This is a genomic window from Fructilactobacillus sp. X8R4C1, from assembly GCF_059900905.1.
In genome coordinates, this window is record NZ_JBWXVJ010000003.1 from 1 (window position 1) to 16131 (window position 16131).

Consider the following 16131-nt stretch of genomic DNA (forward strand, 5'->3'; position numbering starts at 1 on the left):
TTATTCCGGCATAGCTCAGTTGGTAGAGCACCTGACTGTTAATCAGGTTGTCGACGGTTCGAGCCCGCCTGCCGGAGCTATGTCTGAGTGCTAACAACAATTGCCGTTAGCACTTTTAATTTATCGTCATTTTGCCGGCTTAGCTCAGCTGGTAGAGCATCGGTATCGTAAACCGAGGGTCACAGGTTCAAGTCCTGCAGCCGGCATAAATTTTTTATTCATTCTTAATGATGATTAAATTTTTGGCATAGCAAATAACGGGTGAATAGAATCTAATGGTGTGCTTGAATATGCACATACATACATGAAGACACAAGAATTTATTTCTTGTGTCTTTTTTTATATTGCAAGTTTTATGTTAAACTTGGATCAGTGTTACATTTCATAACATAGGTTATTGACGCTTATATCAATAACGAATAGAATGGTGTCATATCAAGGAGATATGCGTATGAGTGAAAAAGTACTGAGGAAATCTTTAGCGGTTCTGCCAATGGGAACGGTTATGAAGCTTACTTCCTTATCATCCAGACAAATAAGGTATTACGATGATCATGGTCTTGTTCATTCTAAACGAACATCAGGAAACCGACGTTTGTATTCATTAGATAATGTGGACCAAATTCTTGAGATTCACAACTATCTTATTGAAGGAATGACAATTGCTCAGGTTAAAAGAGTATTTGAGAAACAACGTCGTCGAAAACTTTTACATAGTGGTGATAAATCACTTAGTGATGAAGATGTCCGCGAATACTTGAAAGACGATATTTTAAAAGCTGGACGCTTGTATGATGATTCTGATTTAAAGCAACAGGGTAAGTATTTAAAATAAGGAGACTACTTATGGTACATGATTATACAAAAGACGACATTCGCCAAATGGTAAAAGATGAAGACGTCCGATTTATTCGACTAATGTTTACTGACTTGATGGGCAGCATCAAAAATGTTGAGGTACCCGTTAACCAACTAAACAAGGTTTTAGATGGTAAGATTATGTTTGATGGATCTTCAATTGATGGTTTCGTACGCATTGAGGAAAGTGATATGTACCTGATCCCTGATCTTTCAACGTGGATGGTCTTCCCATGGGGTGACGAACACGGTAAGGTTGCTCGTCTGACATGTAGTGTTCATACATCAGATGGCGAGGTGTTCGTTGGTGATCCAAGAAATAATTTAATGCGTGTTCTGGATGAAATGAAAGAAATGGGCTTTTCTAACTTTAACATTGGCCCAGAACCTGAATTCTTCTTGTTCAAAATGGACGATAAGGGTAATCCAACCACTGAATTGAATGATCACGGAAGTTACTTTGATTTGGCACCAATGGATTTGGCAGCCAATATTCGTCGTGATATGGTTCTTGAATTAGAAAATATGGGCTTTCGAGTTGAGGCTTCTCACCATGAAGTAGCATCTGGACAACATGAAATTGATTTTCAGTACGACAACGCCGTGGTTACGGCAGATCATATTCAAACCTTTAAGTTAGTTGTAAAAACAGTTGCTAGAAAGTACGGATTATACGCCACTTTCATGCCAAAGCCACTGAATGGTATCAATGGATCTGGGATGCACATCAACATGTCATTGTTTGATAAAGATGGTGACAACGTCTTTTATGATAAAGATGGTGACCTGGAATTATCACAAACGGCATACTACTTCTTAGGTGGACTTTTGAAGCACGCTAAAGCATTAACTGCTGTATGTAACCCAATCGTTAACTCCTACAAGCGACTAGTTCCTGGCTTTGAGGCACCGGTCTATGTGGCATGGTCGGCATCTAACCGTTCACCATTAGTTAGAGTTCCAGCTAGTCGTGGTCTTAGCACTCGCCTTGAACTTCGAAGTGTTGATCCTTCAGCTAACCCATACTTAGCAATTGCATCAATTCTTGAAGCTGGTTTAGATGGTATTAAAAACAAAATCGAACCAGGTGAACCAATTGACCGTAATATCTATCATATGGATGGCAAGGAACGAAAATTAGATCATATTGAAAACTTACCTTCCACTCTTCATAATGCGCTTAAAGCATATGAAGCTGATCCACTTATGAAGAAAGCCATGGGACCTCACATGTATCAAAATTACTTGGATGCAAAGAACATGGAATGGAATGCTTACAGACAAAACGTTTCTCAATGGGAACGCGACAGATACCTAGATATGCTATAAAAAAACACCAACAGAGCGTTAGTGTGATTAAGGAATTACTTTTTAAGCAGTTTAACAATTTCAGCTAGATATTGATCAGTAAGGCTCGGTTCTTGAGCCTTCTTTTCTTGCTTTTTTTGATTTTTATTAGTTAATTTGTTGATAAATTTGACCAATAAAAAGACGATGAAAGCAATCAGCAGGAAATTGATGACTGAGTTTAGAAATAAGCCATATTTTATCTTTGCTTTTCCAACGGTGATGGCAAGTGATGAAAGATCGATTTTTCCTAAAAACAGTCCAATAAACGGGTTGAAAATGTTATTAACCAATGAAGTCACGATCGAAGTGAATGCAGACCCGATGATAATTCCAACGGCCATGTCAACCACATTCCCTCGTGATATAAATTCTTTAAATTCCTTGAACAATGTATTATTCACTTCCTTTTCCTTGATAATCACTATTCTAACAAATTTTTTGTCGAGATATGATTGTAAATGAAAATCAAGAATGGTATTATTTCTGATAATTGTTAAAAGATTGACAGGAGGAGATTTTATGAACGGACAAGGCGAGAAGAGTCTCGACCATGCGTTCTTTGGGCAGCCAAAAGGGTTGCAAACACTGTTCTTCACTGAAATGTGGGAACGATTCAGTTACTACGGGATGCGTGCAATTCTTTTATACTACATGTATTTCTCAGTCGCCAAGGGTGGATTAGGATTTTCTCCAACCACAGCAGCTTCAGTTATGGCAATTTACGGTTCACTGGTATTTCTAACTTCAGTGTTAGGTGGTTATTTAAGTGACCGAGTTTGGGGGAGTCGAAAGACCGTTCTGTATGGTGGAATTTTAATTATGTTTGGGCACGTGGTACTTTCATTACCATTTGGTGCCGGAGCGTTGTTTATTTCCATTGTCTTAATCACCGTTGGTACTGGACTGTTAAAACCAAATGTTTCAGAAATGGTTGGTGCCTTATATGGTGAAAATGATCCAAGACGTGATACTGGATTTACTATTTTTGTTTTTGGGATTAACTTAGGGTCCTTCATTGCTCCAATCTTAGTTGGGACCGTCGGAATGGACTTTAATTTCCATGCTGGATTCTCACTTGCTGCGATCGGAATGTTCTTTGCTTTAATTTACTACTACTTTAGCGGTAAAAAGACTTTGAGTATCGATGGCTTATATCCAAGTGATCCCTTAGAACCAGATGATTTGAATCGTTTAGTTCTTGAAATTATTGGTGGCTTAGCTGTATTTGCCGTTATTATCGCGGGGATGTGGTACTTTAAAGTTTTGAGTATTGATAACTTTGTTTTGTTATTGAGTATCATTGCAATTTTAACCCCAATTATTTACTTCGTTGTTATTTTGAGAAGTAAGAAAGTTACTAAGACAGAACATTCACGGGTTCTTGCCTATATTCCATTATTTATCGCTGCTGCGGTATTCTGGGCCATTGAGGAACAGGGCTCCGTTGTTTTGGCTTTGTTTGCTGAAAATCAAACTAACAATAACCTTGGATTTTTGCACATTAATGCTACTTGGTATCAGTCACTTAACCCGTTGTTCATTATGCTGTACACACCACTGTTCGCATTCTTATGGACATATCTGGCTAAAAGAAAAGAAGAGCCCAGCTCTCCAGTTAAGTTTACGTGGGGAATGTTTTTCGCTGGATTTTCGTACTTATTTATGATGATTCCAATTTTCCTATTTGGTTCATCAGCTAAAGTTAGCCCACTATGGCTAATTGGTAGTTGGGCCATTGTTGAAATTGCCGAAATGTTGATTTCACCAATTGGGCTTTCCGTTACTACCAAACTTGCTCCGAAAGCATTTGAATCACAGATGATGAGTATGTGGTTCTTAGCGGATGCTGCTGGTCAGGCGGTTAACTCACAAATCGTTAAGTTCTACACCCCGGGACACGAAATCGCGTACTTTGGAATCGTTGGACTTGTAGCCATCTTGTTTGGAATTGTCTTATTATTGATGATCAAACCAGTTAAAAAACTGATGGATGGAGTAAATTAAAATCACTATAATGAAAGGCGCTGTAAAGTTAGCGCCTTTTATTTTTTGAAAAAAAGTATTGACTAACATCATGATCCCGTGTAATATAATAAACGTTGATTCGTTACTACGAATTACTTATTTATTATGGAGGGGTAGCGAAGTCTGGCTAAACGCGGCGGACTGTAAATCCGCTCCTTCGGGTTCGGTGGTTCGAATCCACTCCCCTCCATTGATTCTTGGGCTATAGCCAAGTGGTAAGGCAACAGGTTTTGATCCTGTGATGCGCTGGTTCGAACCCAGCTAGCCCAATACTAATTATTGGTGTAAAATCGACTAACAAATGTTAGTCGATTTTTTTATGCCAAGGTAGGAGTAATTATGACAGTACCTGTTTATATTAAAATTCATGATGATATTAAAAGTAAGATCGAAGACGGAAGCTGGAAAGTGGGAACCCGGATTCCATCTGAAAGAAAACTATCCGAACAGTACGGAGTAAGTCGGATGACGTTCAGGCAAGCTGTTCAAGCGCTCGTTGAGGATGGAATATTAAAACGGATTGCCGGCTCAGGAACGTACGTTACTAACCAAAAGGTTCAAGAAAAGATGTCCGGAGTAACCAGCTTTACTAACATTATGCTGGCTCAAGGAAAAAAGCCATCCACCAAAACCTTGTCATATAAGATTGTTGAGCCCACCTTTAAGGAAGCCTCTGTCTTGGGGCTGAGTCAGGATGATCGGGTTTTGCGGATGAATCGGATTCGCTATGGGGACGACATTCCGATTTGCTATGAAGTGGCAGCTGTTAATGCATCGATGGTCGAAGGGTTAAGTGAAGAAGACGTTTCTAGCTCCCTGTATCGTTCTTTAGAGGACAAGAAGGGACTTCGTCCAAGAAGCGCGAAGCAATTTATTTCGGCGATTTTAGCGACTGATCGGATTGCTGATTTACTGGATATTGAGGTTAAGGCACCCATTCTTAAGCTAAAACAGATATCTTATCTTCAAAATCAGCAACCATTTGAGTTTGTTCAGGCTCAGTACGCTGCTGAGCGATTTGAGTTTTACCTAAATAAATAAAAAAGAGCCCTACTAACGAGGGCTCGTAAAGTTGGATGAGATCACTTCTCATCCTTTTTTTGTTTTCTAACTAAATTTAAAAATTCAGGAATGGCTAGCATTCGTTTAAAACGGGTGGGTTCTTTAAAAAGGCGATAGAGCCATTCGATGTGATGATTAATCCAGAACTTAGGAGCTCTCTTGACGTGTCCAGCTAAAACGTCAAAGCTGCCTCCAACCCCAATCCACAGCCCGTTATTTTTGGCTCGATATTTTGCTATGAATTCTTCTTGGCTAGGGAAACCGGTCGCAACAAAAATCATGTCAATGTCGTTGTTTTCGATGTTGTTAATGATGGGAGAGTCGTTTTTAAAATAGCCGTCCTGCATCCCCACAATTTTTAAATGTGGATAGTTAACGGTTAAGACTTTTCGTAAATCAAATACGACATCGGGTTTGGCTCCCAGAAAATAAGCTGACTTGTTATTTTGGTTTCCCCAAGCTAATAGTGTTTTAAAAATGTCATAGCCGGTAATTCGTTCTGGCATCGAGTCATTTAACATTTTGGCGCCCTTGATAATACCAATCCCATCCGGAACGACGTAAGTAGCCGTTTTTAAAATTTTTTGGTAGTGAGGGTGACGATTAGCATAAACGACGATTTCTGGATTTGCGGTTACCACGAACGTGTTTTGGTGGCCGTCTATTTGGGATTCAATTACTTGCATAAATTCGGTGAAAGTCGTGTTAACAAAGGGGATGGAAGCGATGTCGGTGGTCGGAAATTTGTGCGTCATTTGTTAGCCTTCTTTTTGGTTATTATGTGATATAATGTGCAACGAGTAACAACAATAGTTTAGCCTGAAAGGGCTAGAGGAGATTAAAGATGTCAACATTACAAAGTCCTGATAATTTAACTTTACACACTGACTATTATGAAATCAATATGATGGCAACTTATTTTGAAAAACATATGCAAAATCGTCATGCTGTATTTGAAGTTTTTTTTAGAGACATGCCCTTTGGAAATGGATATGCCGTCTTTGCAGGATTAAAACACATTATTGAATATATCAACAACCTTCACTTCACTGATGAGGACATTAAGTATTTAAAGTCAATTAGCGATTATTCCGATGAATTTTTAGATTATCTTCGTAACTTCAAGTTTACTGGAACAATTCGTTCTGCTGTTGAGGGTGATTTAGTTTATAACAACGAGCCCATTGTTCAAGTTGAAGGAACGATTGCGGAATGTCAATTAGTTGAGACCGCTATTTTGAACATGGTGAACTATCAGACTTTAATCGCTACTAAAGCGGCTCGAATTCGAATGGTAGCTGGAAATAATCCTTTAATGGAGTTTGGTAGTCGTCGAGCCCAAGAAGTTGATGCAGCACTGTGGGGAACCAGAGCGGCATACATTGGTGGGTTTAACGCGACTTCCAATGTGTTAGCTGGTAAGGAATTTGGCATTCCTGTCAGCGGAACGATGGCGCACTCTTTGATTGAATCATTTGGAAATGACTATGATGCATTTATGGCGTATGCCCAAACCCATAAGAACTGTACTTTTCTGTTAGATACCTTTGATACCATTAAAAGTGGGGTCCCAAATGCAATTCGAGTTGCAAAAGAAATGGGCGACAAGATTAACTTTCAAGGTGTCAGAATTGATTCCGGTGATATGGCGTACTTATCAAAAAGAGTTAGAGAAATGCTGGATGAAGCTGGCTTTAAGGATGTTCAAATTGTGGCTTCCAACGACCTTGATGAATACACCATTAGTAGTTTGAAGATGCAAAATGCCAAAATCGACTCTTGGGGAGTTGGGACCAAGCTAATTACGGCTTTTGACCAACCCGCACTTGGTGCGGTTTACAAGTTGGTCTCAGTTGAAGATGAACAGGGGCACATGGTCGATACCATTAAACTTTCCAATAATGCTGAGAAGGTTTCCACTCCAGGTAAGAAGCAAGTTTGGCGGATTACTGAAAAAGACGACGGTAAGTCTGAGGGAGATTACATCACACTTGATGGTGAAGATCCACGTGAACAGTCTTCCGTGTACATGTTCCATCCGCATTTCACGTACATTAACAAGACTATTACCAACTTTAATGCTCAACCGCTCTTACAGGATATCTTTAAAGATGGAAAGCAGGTATATCAAATGCCGACGTTAGAGGCTACTAAGCAGCATGCGACTGACTCTTTGAAGGCACTCTGGCCAGAGTACAAGCGTCAGTTAAATCCACAAGATTACCCAGTTGATCTTTCTAAGAAATTATGGGACCACAAGATGAGTTTGATTAATGAAATTCATAATGGGGTTGAGCAAAAATTAGAGTAGGTGATAGTAATGGATGAGAAACAAAAACGACTGCAAAAACAGATTATTAATGCTTTAAGGGTTCAGCCAAAGATCGATCCTGAAACAGAAATTAGACGTAGTGTTGATTTTATTAAGGATTACGTTAAAAAGAATTCGTTCATTAAATCAGTAGTACTGGGAATTTCTGGTGGTCAAGATTCCACTTTGACGGGAAAATTGGCATCGATGGCAATGAATGAATTAAGGGAAGAAACGGGTGATACTGAATATCAGTTTATTGCGGTTCGCCTTCCTTATGGTGAACAAGCTGATGAATCGGATGCTATGGAAGCTATTGATTTTATGGATGCTGATCGGGTTGAACGCGTCAATATCAAGGATTCAGTCGATGCGATGGTAAAAGCGGTTGAAGCTAACGGTGATGCTGTCTCTGATTTTAATAAGGGCAACGTTAAAGCTCGGACGCGGATGATCGCACAGTTCACCATTGCTGGTGCCAATCAAGGGATTGTACTTGGCACTGATCATGCCGCCGAGGCGGTGACTGGTTTTTACACTAAATTTGGTGACGGTGCCTCTGATATTGTTCCAATTTGGCGACTGGATAAACGACAAGGTCGTGCGCTTCTTGAGTACATTGACGCACCTAAAAACCTTTACGAGAAAACCCCAACGGCGGATCTTGAAGATGATCGTCCAGCTCTTCCAGATGAAAAAGCACTTGGGGTTAGTTATAAAAATATTGATGACTTTTTAGAAGGCCAGGACATTAGTTCTAGTGCAGCTAATGTGATTGAAAATTGGTATTTGAAAACTCAACATAAGCGACACCTTCCCATTAATGTTTATGATACGTTTTGGAAATAAATTTGATTACAATAACTCCGTTAATTATTTAATGGAGTTTTTATTTGAAAGATTATGGTGAAAAAATGGAAAAAACTTTAATTGATCAAACTGCAAAAGCGTTACCACACATTTCGAAACGACAAATTCAACAAACCTTAGAAATGCTTGAGGATGGTAATACCGTTCCGTTTATTGCACGATACCGCAAAGAGAGAACCGGTAATTTGGATGAGGTTTCCATTCGGGAACTTGAGGATACTTACCAGCGTCTAGCAAAGCTGAGCCACCGAAAGGAAGAAGTGGTAAAAAAGATTGACGAAGAAGGCCAATTAACCAAGCAGTTAAAACAAGACATCTTAAATGCTGACAGTATTCAGATTGTGGAAGACTTGTATTTGCCATATAAGCAAAAACGAAAAACAAAGGCGATGGTTGCAAGGGAACAGGGATTAGAGCCACTTGCAACTGCAATTTTAAAGTTTCAAAATGAGCCATTAAAACAACTGGCAAAGTCCTTTATAGATGATGATCACGACGTTAGTTCCGTTAATGACGCTTTAGATGGAGCCCGTGAAATCATTACGGATGCCATTGGAAACAACGCTAAGTTTCGGGAATGGATTCGAAACTATACCTTAAAAAACGCTATGCTGGCGGCAAAGGTTAAACCTAAAGGAAAGGTCAATGACGAAGGTGGCGTTTATGATGATTACTACGATTTTAGTGAGCGAGCCAAAACGGTTCCGAGTTATCGGGTTTTAGCAATCAATCGTGGTGAAAAAGCAAAGGTATTGACCGTGAAACTAGATGTTGATGTTAATGCCATTATGCATTACATTGATTTTCATGTGGTTAGTAATCATAATGGTCCCGCAGTTGACTTTGTTAAAGACGCTTCAAAAGATGCTTATAAGCGCTTCATCGGTCCTGCCATCGAACGTGAAATTCGTTCCACTATGACTGAAGCCGCAGAAAATCATGCCATTGAAGTGTTTGGAAGAAATCTGTATCACCTGTTAATGCAGGCGCCAATCAAGGGTAAGGTGGTTCTTGGTTTTGACCCAGCGTACCGAACGGGATGCAAACTAGCGGTCATTGATGCAAACGGTAAATTCTTGGCAAAGGAAATTATTAAAGCCACTAAACCGGCAACGGAATCACAACAAGCGCGTGCTAAAGAACAGTTGATTGACCTGATTAAGAAGTATCACGTTCAAATGATTGCAATTGGTAACGGAACGGCGTCACGCGAATCGGAACAATTTGTCGCTGATGCAATTAAATCCATTGATTATCTGGTTCATTACGTAATTGTTAGTGAAGCTGGGGCATCGGTATATTCTGCTAGTAACAATGCGCGAAAAGAGTTTCCTAACCTTCACGTTGAGGAACGTTCAGCCATTAGTATTGGAAGACGACTACAGGATCCACTTTCTGAGTTGATTAAGATTGACCCCAAAGCGGTTGGGGTTGGTCAGTACCAGCATGATGTCTCTGAAAGTAACCTTGATGCACAGTTGGATCGGGTGATTGAGACCGCCGTTAACCAAGTCGGGGTCAACTTGAACACCGCTAGTCCAAATCTACTTGAACACATCTCGGGATTAACTAAATCCACTTCACAAAATATTGTTGAATATCGAGATGAAAACGGTGCTTTTTCTAACCGTAATCAATTAAAAAAAGTTAAACGATTAGGACCAAAGGCTTTTGAACAATCAGTTGGATTTTTACGTATCATTAATGGCAAGAATCCATTGGACAATACTGATATTCACCCAGAAAGTTATCGGCAAGCTAAACAAATCTTGTCAGCAATGGGACTTACAATTGATAATTTTAGTTCTGATGAAGGTCGAAAAAAGCTTGAAAAAGCAAATGAAGTTGATTTATCACAATCACTATCAATTGATCAGCAGTTGGTCAAAGATATTTTAGCTAGTTTGAAAAATCCCGGACGTGACCAACGTGATACGATGCCGAAGCCGTTGCTTAAATCGGATGTCATGAAGATTGAAAACTTGAAATTGGGAATGAAATTACAGGGAACCGTTCGCAATGTTACTGATTTTGGTGCGTTTGTCGACATTGGAGTAAAACAGGATGGTCTCGTTCATATTTCAAAAATGAGTGATCGGTTTATATCGGATCCAGCAAAGCTTGTTTCTGTTGGTGACATTGTCGACGTGTGGGTGTTAAGTGTTGATTTAGATCGAAAACGAATTAAACTTTCCATGGTTGGTCCAGAATAGGAGCGAACTTATTTGCATGACGATGAACTACAGAAACTTGTGGAACAAATCTCGTTAGAGTCATTTGGGAAACCATTTAAGCACCGCGCATATTTTAATGGTCGATTGAAAACCACGGGTGGTAGATACCACCTTAAAGACCATAATATTGATATTAATCAGACGATGGCGAAGAGGATCTCTAGAGAAGAATTAGTGGGAATCATTAAACATGAACTCGTTCATTATCATCTTCATTTAGCAGGGTATTCCGCTAATCATCGTTCAAAAGAATTTAAGCAGTTGTTAAGAGCTGTAGGTGGTAGTCGTTATGCTCCAATTTTGAAAGCACAATCAGCTTATCATTATCTTTATGAGTGTACTAAGTGTGGCCAATTATATCGACGAAAGCGACGGGTTAATATCTCACGTTTTGTATGTAGTAAGTGTCGTGGTAAGCTAAAACTAGTTAAGAAGGAGTGAAGTATCATGGAAAAAATTATTGTGAGGGTCCCAGCAACTTCTGGTAATGTTGGTAATGGCTATAATTCGGTTGGGCTCGCTCTTCACATGTATTACACGGTGATCGTTGAAGAAGAAACTGAGAAGTGGCGGGTCAATCATGCGTTTGGCGATTCAGTTCCTCACGATGACAAAAATTTGGTGGTTCAAACGATTTTAAAGGTTAACCCTAAAATCATGCCCCATCAACTAACGGTAATGTCAGATGTTCCACTGGAAAAAGGACTTGGATCTAGTACCACAGCGATTGCTGCGGGAATTAAAATTGCTAACAAGCTTGAAAATATGAATTTATCAGTTAATGACCAAATTAATATTGGGAGTCGAATGGAGGGACATCCCGACAACATTGCATCAGCCATTCTGGGAGACATAACAATTTCTCACTATGAGGATGGAAAGACGGACGTTGTCAAAGCTCATATGCCCGATGAGATGCAAGCCTTGGTTTTCATTCGAAATGAAAAGATTACCCAACAGAAGGGAATGGAACGTTTCCCAAAGGAAATTACGTTTGGTCAAGAGGTACAGACTAGTAGCGCTTCGAACGTTTTTGTCGCTGCATTAATGCAAAATGATTGGAATAAAGCGGCCCGAATGATTGAAGCTGATAGTTTGGTTCGCACTGGACAGGGTAATGATTTTAAAGACTTCAAAGTAATTAAACAGACTGCTCATGAACTAGGAATCTACGGAACTTACATTAGTGGAGTGGGTTCATCGATTATTACGCTAGGAGATTATGACCAACTCACCAAGTTACAACAGAAGATTGAAAGTAACGATCAATTGGATGGAGTATGTAAGTTAGTTGACCTTGATAGGGATGGTGCCACGATTCGTGGTGAAGAATAATTAAAAAATTCATTGCGCTATCTCGTTAAATTTGCTATGATGTTTATTGTAGCAATGCGGCCATGGCGGAATTGGCAGACGCGCAAGATTAAGGATCTTGTCGGGATTTATCCCGGTGGAAGTTCGAGTCTTCTTGGCCGCATCATTTAATTCAAGAACACCATATCATTTTAAGATATGGTGTTCTTTTTAATTCTAAGTCTCTTTTGTTGACATTAAGTTGTGCACGATTAATCTAAGAAGTGAACGATTAATTAACAAGGATGGTGTGATAATTATGTCAGATAAATTAACAACCGAAGCTGGTCAACCGTGGGCTAATAACGAACATTCTCAAACAGCTGGTGTTCGTGGTCCTGTTTTGATGCAGGATTATCAATTACTAGAAAAGTTAGCTCATTTTAATCGTGAGAGGATTCCAGAGCGAGTCGTTCATGCTAAAGGTGCTGGCGCCAAGGGCGTTTTTAAACTTACACATGACATGAGTAAGTACACTAAAGCTGATTTATTCAATGGTGTGGGCAAAGAAACCCCAATGACCATTAGAATCTCGCAGGTTGCGGGTGAAGCTGGTTATCCTGACACCGTTCGTGATGTTCGTGGATTTGCGTTGAAATTCTACACGCAAGAAGGCAATTACGACATTGTTGGTAATAATACTCCGGTGTTCTTTGTTAACGATCCACTTAAGTTTCCTGACTTTATTCATTCCCAGAAGCGTGATCCTAAGACTCATTTACGTTCACAAGAGATGCAGTGGGATTTCTGGTCTCACTCACCAGAATCAGTTCACCAGGTCACCTACCTGATGGGTGATCGTGGTAATCCGGCTAGTTATCGAACAATGAATGGTTATGGAAGTCACACGTATAAGTGGGTTAATAAAGAAGGGACTCCATTTTGGGTTAAGTATCACTTCATTAGTCAACAAGGGGTTAAGAACATGACTAATGAACAAGCTTCAAAAGCAGCAACTGAAGATACCGATTATTTAATTCATGATTTATACGATGCAATTGAACAAAAGAACTATCCAACATGGAAAGTTTACGTTCAGATTATCCCTTATCAAGCAGGAATTGATTACAAACCAGATATTTTTGATGTAACTAAGGTGGTTTCTCATAAGGATTACCCACTACAAGAAGTTGGGGAATTTACCTTAAACCAAAATCCAACTAACTATTTTGACGATGTGGAAGAATTAGCTTTCTCACCCGCTAACCTAGTCCCTGGGATTGAAGCAAGTCCTGATAAGTTACTTCAAGGACGGTTGTTTGCGTATAAGGACGCGGAAAGATATCGTTTAGGCGCTAATTATGAACAATTAAAGGTCAACCGTCCATTAGACAAGGTTGAAAATTACGAACGTGATGGTCAAATGGCACAAGGACAAGACGGATCGGTCAACTATGAACCAAACGGTAAGGGTGGTCCAGTTGAAGATTTGAGTGCTTCAATCAGTCCCGATAAAGTGGAAGGTGAAACCGGAGCCTTTAAACCCTATGACACTGACTACTATAGTGCCGCCGGAAAGTTGTATCATGTAATGAAACCAGAGGAACGTGATCGCCTGATTAATACGATCAAAGAAACGCTTGGTTCCGTTGATAATCATGAGATCCAAATCCTAGAAACCAGACAATTTTATAAGGCTGACCCAGAGTATGGGACTCGAGTAACAAAGGCTCTTGGTCTTGATTTAAATGAAATTAGATAAAAGATCCCATAAATAAAAATAGACTTGCAAGATAGGTTATTAGCCCTATTCTTACAAGTCTATTTTAATATGCTGGTGCCGTTGAGTTTTGATCGGTGATACTCCCTGATGAATCATTGGTAGCAGTATTGTTGTTGAATGGATCACCATTACTAGGGGAATTGGTTTCTTGTTGTTTAGGAGTTAAACCCTTAGCTTGCGGTAAATTCAAGGTGGTTCGAATATGGTTTGAGACGTTCATCAATTCGTCTGGTTGGGCGACTTGATAACTGACTCCGTTAATCATTGCTTCATTCCCCTGAAGGGTCTCAGACTTGATGTGATGAGTGGCTGGACCATACTTAGATCTAATGGCAATCATGTCATCAAAGGATAAATCGGTTTTGAGGTTTCCATTTAATGATTCAAGAATTTGTTGGTACCTGGGAATGGAAGAAATTCCCATTCCTTTCATCACTAATTTTTCTAAGACTTGCCGTTGTCGCTGTTGGCGACCGTAGTCACCTTTCGGGTCATCATCCCTCATTCGAGAATAATCAAGGGCTTGATCACCATCTAGATGGGTCATTTTGCCCTTAACTACATTGGCATTCCCATACTTAAACGTCAATGGTGGCTTCACTTCGACACCCCCAACGGAGTCAACCATCTGTTTTAAACCACCCATGTTAACGATCGCAAAGTAGTCGATGGGAACGTTTAAGAGATGCTGGACAGTTGAAATGGCAGTCTTTGGACCACCGATGGTGTAAGCAGCGTTGATTTTTTCGTATGGCTGTGAGTCACCGTCGACCACGACCTTGGTATCGCGGGGGATACTGGTTAAGTAAGTGGTCTGCTTTTGCGGGTTAACGGTAGCAACGATAATGGTGTCGGTGCGGCCAACGTCGTGTCTACCAAGGGCGCCCGTGTCGGTTCCCATTAGTAAGATTGAAAACGGCTTTCGTTTCTTTAGAAGGTTTGAGACGTTTCTTGATTTTCCAATTCCATCGTCTTGAAACGTTCCTCCAAAGGAATGACGAGCCTGGGTGTAAGCACGGAAACCAAAAGCAAGGGCAATGATGACAATCAATAAGATGATACCCATAAAAGTCCAGGCAACTGGATGGTGCGGTTCGTTATCATAGTCGACGGCTGGCTCTGATTTTGGTTCGGAAAAATGTGGATTACCAGCTCTCCGGTTATATTCGCGATTGTCGTCATTATTATTATCGTAGTTTGACATTATTATTCCCCGCTTATTTATTAATACTGCCCCAAATTATATAGCAGTTATGGCAGCTAACGCTAGTTATTTCTCAACTTTTTAGTAGATTTTAATATAACCGTATTATTCTTATTGGGGCAATTTCTAGTGGTGTAAAATCGTGTGGTACAATAACTTAAGTAAAACTTACAAGAATAGGATGATCAAATGGGTATTTTTTTTAAGAGTATATCAGGGATATTAATTGTACTGATCATGATCGTGCTCGGTTTTGTTTTGGCTAAACGGCACTGGTTTAATGATGATTCAACTAACTTAATTGTTAAACTGGTTATTGACGTAGCCTTGCCGTGTTACATGATCTATACGATTGGTCGCGATTTTACGACCGACACGTTACTTTCAACGTTGCCAGACTTAAGATTTCCGGTCGTTAGTATGTTAATCATGTTTGGGATTTCGGTGGCAATTGCGCGGGTGATTCGAATTAAAAAGTATCATCGGGGGGTGTTTGAATCGATGTTTTTAAATTCAAACACCGTCTTTGTCGGATTGCCGGTTAATATGGCTCTGTTTGGGGCCAAAAGTTTACCGTACGTGTTAGTTTACTACATGGCTAATACGACCTTTTTTTGGACCATTGGTGTTTACTTAATCCAACGTGATGGGGACGCTAATTCCAAGTTTGACTGGAAAAAGACCGTGAGTAAAATTTTGTCACCACCACTGCTGGGATTTATCTTTGGGGTGATTTTGGTTTTACTGCGAATTAAAATTCCTGATTTTTTAATGAGTGATTTTCAATATATTGGTGGGTTAACCATCCCACTTTCAATGATGTTCATTGGAATTTCGATGGCAAATATCAACTTTAACAAATTTGACTTTAGTGCCTCTAATTGGGGAATTTTACTGGGTCGATTCATTATTTCACCAATTTTAATGGCACTGTTGGTTATTCCAACCGGGATGCCAGTTTTGATGAAACAGGTCTTCATTATGCAGGCTGCCATGCCGGTTATGACTAACGCACCGGTGGTAGCCAGAAAGTATGGTGCGGACGCAGATTATGCTTCACTGATGGTCGCTGAAACCACGATCATCAGTTTAGTTGTTTTGCCCATTTTAATGGTGATTGTGCAACAAATCCATTAAGACG

At 39.9% G+C, this 16131-nt stretch carries 14 protein-coding genes and 5 tRNA genes; 16 read left to right on the forward strand and 3 right to left on the reverse strand.

The genetic code is table 11. The annotated features are described in order from the left end of the window. Nucleotides 1-4: 4 nt before the first annotated feature. The 4 genes from AC6UDA_RS04835 (at nt 5) to glnA (ending at nt 2187) form a co-directional block, all read left to right on the forward strand. Nucleotides 5-77 (forward strand) — tRNA-Asn (locus AC6UDA_RS04835). Between the two features lie 56 nt (nt 78-133). Further along, a tRNA-Thr gene (locus AC6UDA_RS04840) sits at nt 134-206 on the forward strand. A 245-nt stretch (nt 207-451) separates the two neighbouring features. Continuing rightward, nucleotides 452-835, forward strand: a complete 384-nt coding sequence (locus AC6UDA_RS04845) for a MerR family transcriptional regulator (protein ID WP_500694500.1) — start codon at nt 452-454, stop codon at nt 833-835. An 11-nt stretch (nt 836-846) separates the two neighbouring features. Further along, complete coding sequence (glnA, locus tag AC6UDA_RS04850) at nt 847-2187, forward strand: type I glutamate--ammonia ligase (RefSeq protein ID WP_500694499.1); 1341 nt, start codon at nt 847-849, stop codon at nt 2185-2187. A gap of 35 nt (nt 2188-2222) precedes the next feature. Here glnA and mscL read toward each other — a convergent pair whose 3' ends face one another. Then, the gene (gene mscL, locus AC6UDA_RS04855) at nt 2223-2597 is read right to left on the reverse strand and encodes a large-conductance mechanosensitive channel protein MscL (RefSeq protein WP_500694498.1); all 375 of its coding nucleotides are present in this window, start codon (nt 2595-2597) and stop codon (nt 2223-2225) included. 130 nt (nt 2598-2727) lie between these two features. On the opposite strand from mscL, the gene AC6UDA_RS04860 reads away from it, so the two are divergent. The 4 genes from AC6UDA_RS04860 to AC6UDA_RS04875 all read left to right on the forward strand — a co-directional run bounded on the left by AC6UDA_RS04860 (nt 2728) and on the right by AC6UDA_RS04875 (nt 5274). Continuing rightward, complete coding sequence (locus AC6UDA_RS04860; protein ID WP_500694497.1) at nt 2728-4212, forward strand: peptide MFS transporter; 1485 nt, start codon at nt 2728-2730, stop codon at nt 4210-4212. Nucleotides 4213-4340: 128 nt separating this feature from the next. After that, a tRNA-Tyr gene (locus tag AC6UDA_RS04865) sits at nt 4341-4423 on the forward strand. Nucleotides 4424-4431: 8 nt separating this feature from the next. Then, a tRNA-Gln gene (locus tag AC6UDA_RS04870) sits at nt 4432-4503 on the forward strand. Between the two features lie 69 nt (nt 4504-4572). Further along, on the forward strand, nt 4573-5274 hold the full coding sequence (locus AC6UDA_RS04875) for a GntR family transcriptional regulator (protein WP_500694496.1): 702 nt from the start codon (nt 4573-4575) through the stop codon (nt 5272-5274). Between the two features lie 41 nt (nt 5275-5315). On the opposite strand, the gene AC6UDA_RS04880 is transcribed toward AC6UDA_RS04875, so the two are convergent. Then, the gene (locus AC6UDA_RS04880; protein WP_500711142.1) at nt 5316-6050 is read right to left on the reverse strand and encodes a WecB/TagA/CpsF family glycosyltransferase; all 735 of its coding nucleotides are present in this window, start codon (nt 6048-6050) and stop codon (nt 5316-5318) included. A gap of 89 nt (nt 6051-6139) precedes the next feature. On the opposite strand from AC6UDA_RS04880, the gene AC6UDA_RS04885 reads away from it, so the two are divergent. From AC6UDA_RS04885 to AC6UDA_RS04915, 7 genes are all read left to right on the forward strand, one after another. Next, nucleotides 6140-7606, forward strand: a complete 1467-nt coding sequence (locus tag AC6UDA_RS04885) for a nicotinate phosphoribosyltransferase (protein ID WP_500701475.1) — start codon at nt 6140-6142, stop codon at nt 7604-7606. Nucleotides 7607-7615: 9 nt separating this feature from the next. After that, nucleotides 7616-8455 (forward strand): NAD(+) synthase, encoded by an 840-nt coding sequence (nadE, locus tag AC6UDA_RS04890; RefSeq protein ID WP_500711144.1) that lies wholly within the window; start codon nt 7616-7618, stop codon nt 8453-8455. A gap of 65 nt (nt 8456-8520) precedes the next feature. Then, complete coding sequence (locus tag AC6UDA_RS04895; protein WP_500711322.1) at nt 8521-10689, forward strand: Tex family protein; 2169 nt, start codon at nt 8521-8523, stop codon at nt 10687-10689. A 12-nt stretch (nt 10690-10701) separates the two neighbouring features. Further along, nucleotides 10702-11151: a SprT family protein gene (locus AC6UDA_RS04900; protein ID WP_500701478.1), complete on the forward strand. Its 450-nt coding sequence runs from the start codon at nt 10702-10704 to the stop codon at nt 11149-11151. 6 nt (nt 11152-11157) lie between these two features. Further along, the gene (gene thrB, locus AC6UDA_RS04905; protein WP_500701479.1) at nt 11158-12045 is read left to right on the forward strand and encodes a homoserine kinase; all 888 of its coding nucleotides are present in this window, start codon (nt 11158-11160) and stop codon (nt 12043-12045) included. A 56-nt stretch (nt 12046-12101) separates the two neighbouring features. Continuing rightward, nucleotides 12102-12187 (forward strand) — tRNA-Leu (locus AC6UDA_RS04910). A 135-nt stretch (nt 12188-12322) separates the two neighbouring features. After that, nucleotides 12323-13765 carry a catalase gene (locus AC6UDA_RS04915; RefSeq protein ID WP_500696788.1) on the forward strand — a complete coding sequence of 481 codons (1443 nt, stop codon included), beginning with the start codon at nt 12323-12325 and terminating at the stop codon, nt 13763-13765. Between the two features lie 64 nt (nt 13766-13829). Here AC6UDA_RS04915 and AC6UDA_RS04920 read toward each other — a convergent pair whose 3' ends face one another. Further along, on the reverse strand, nt 13830-14990 hold the full coding sequence (locus tag AC6UDA_RS04920; protein WP_500711146.1) for an LCP family protein: 1161 nt from the start codon (nt 14988-14990) through the stop codon (nt 13830-13832). A 189-nt stretch (nt 14991-15179) separates the two neighbouring features. On the opposite strand from AC6UDA_RS04920, the gene AC6UDA_RS04925 reads away from it, so the two are divergent. Then, nucleotides 15180-16127, forward strand: a complete 948-nt coding sequence (locus AC6UDA_RS04925) for an AEC family transporter (protein WP_500696790.1) — start codon at nt 15180-15182, stop codon at nt 16125-16127. The last annotated feature ends 4 nt before the right edge of the window (nt 16128-16131 follow it).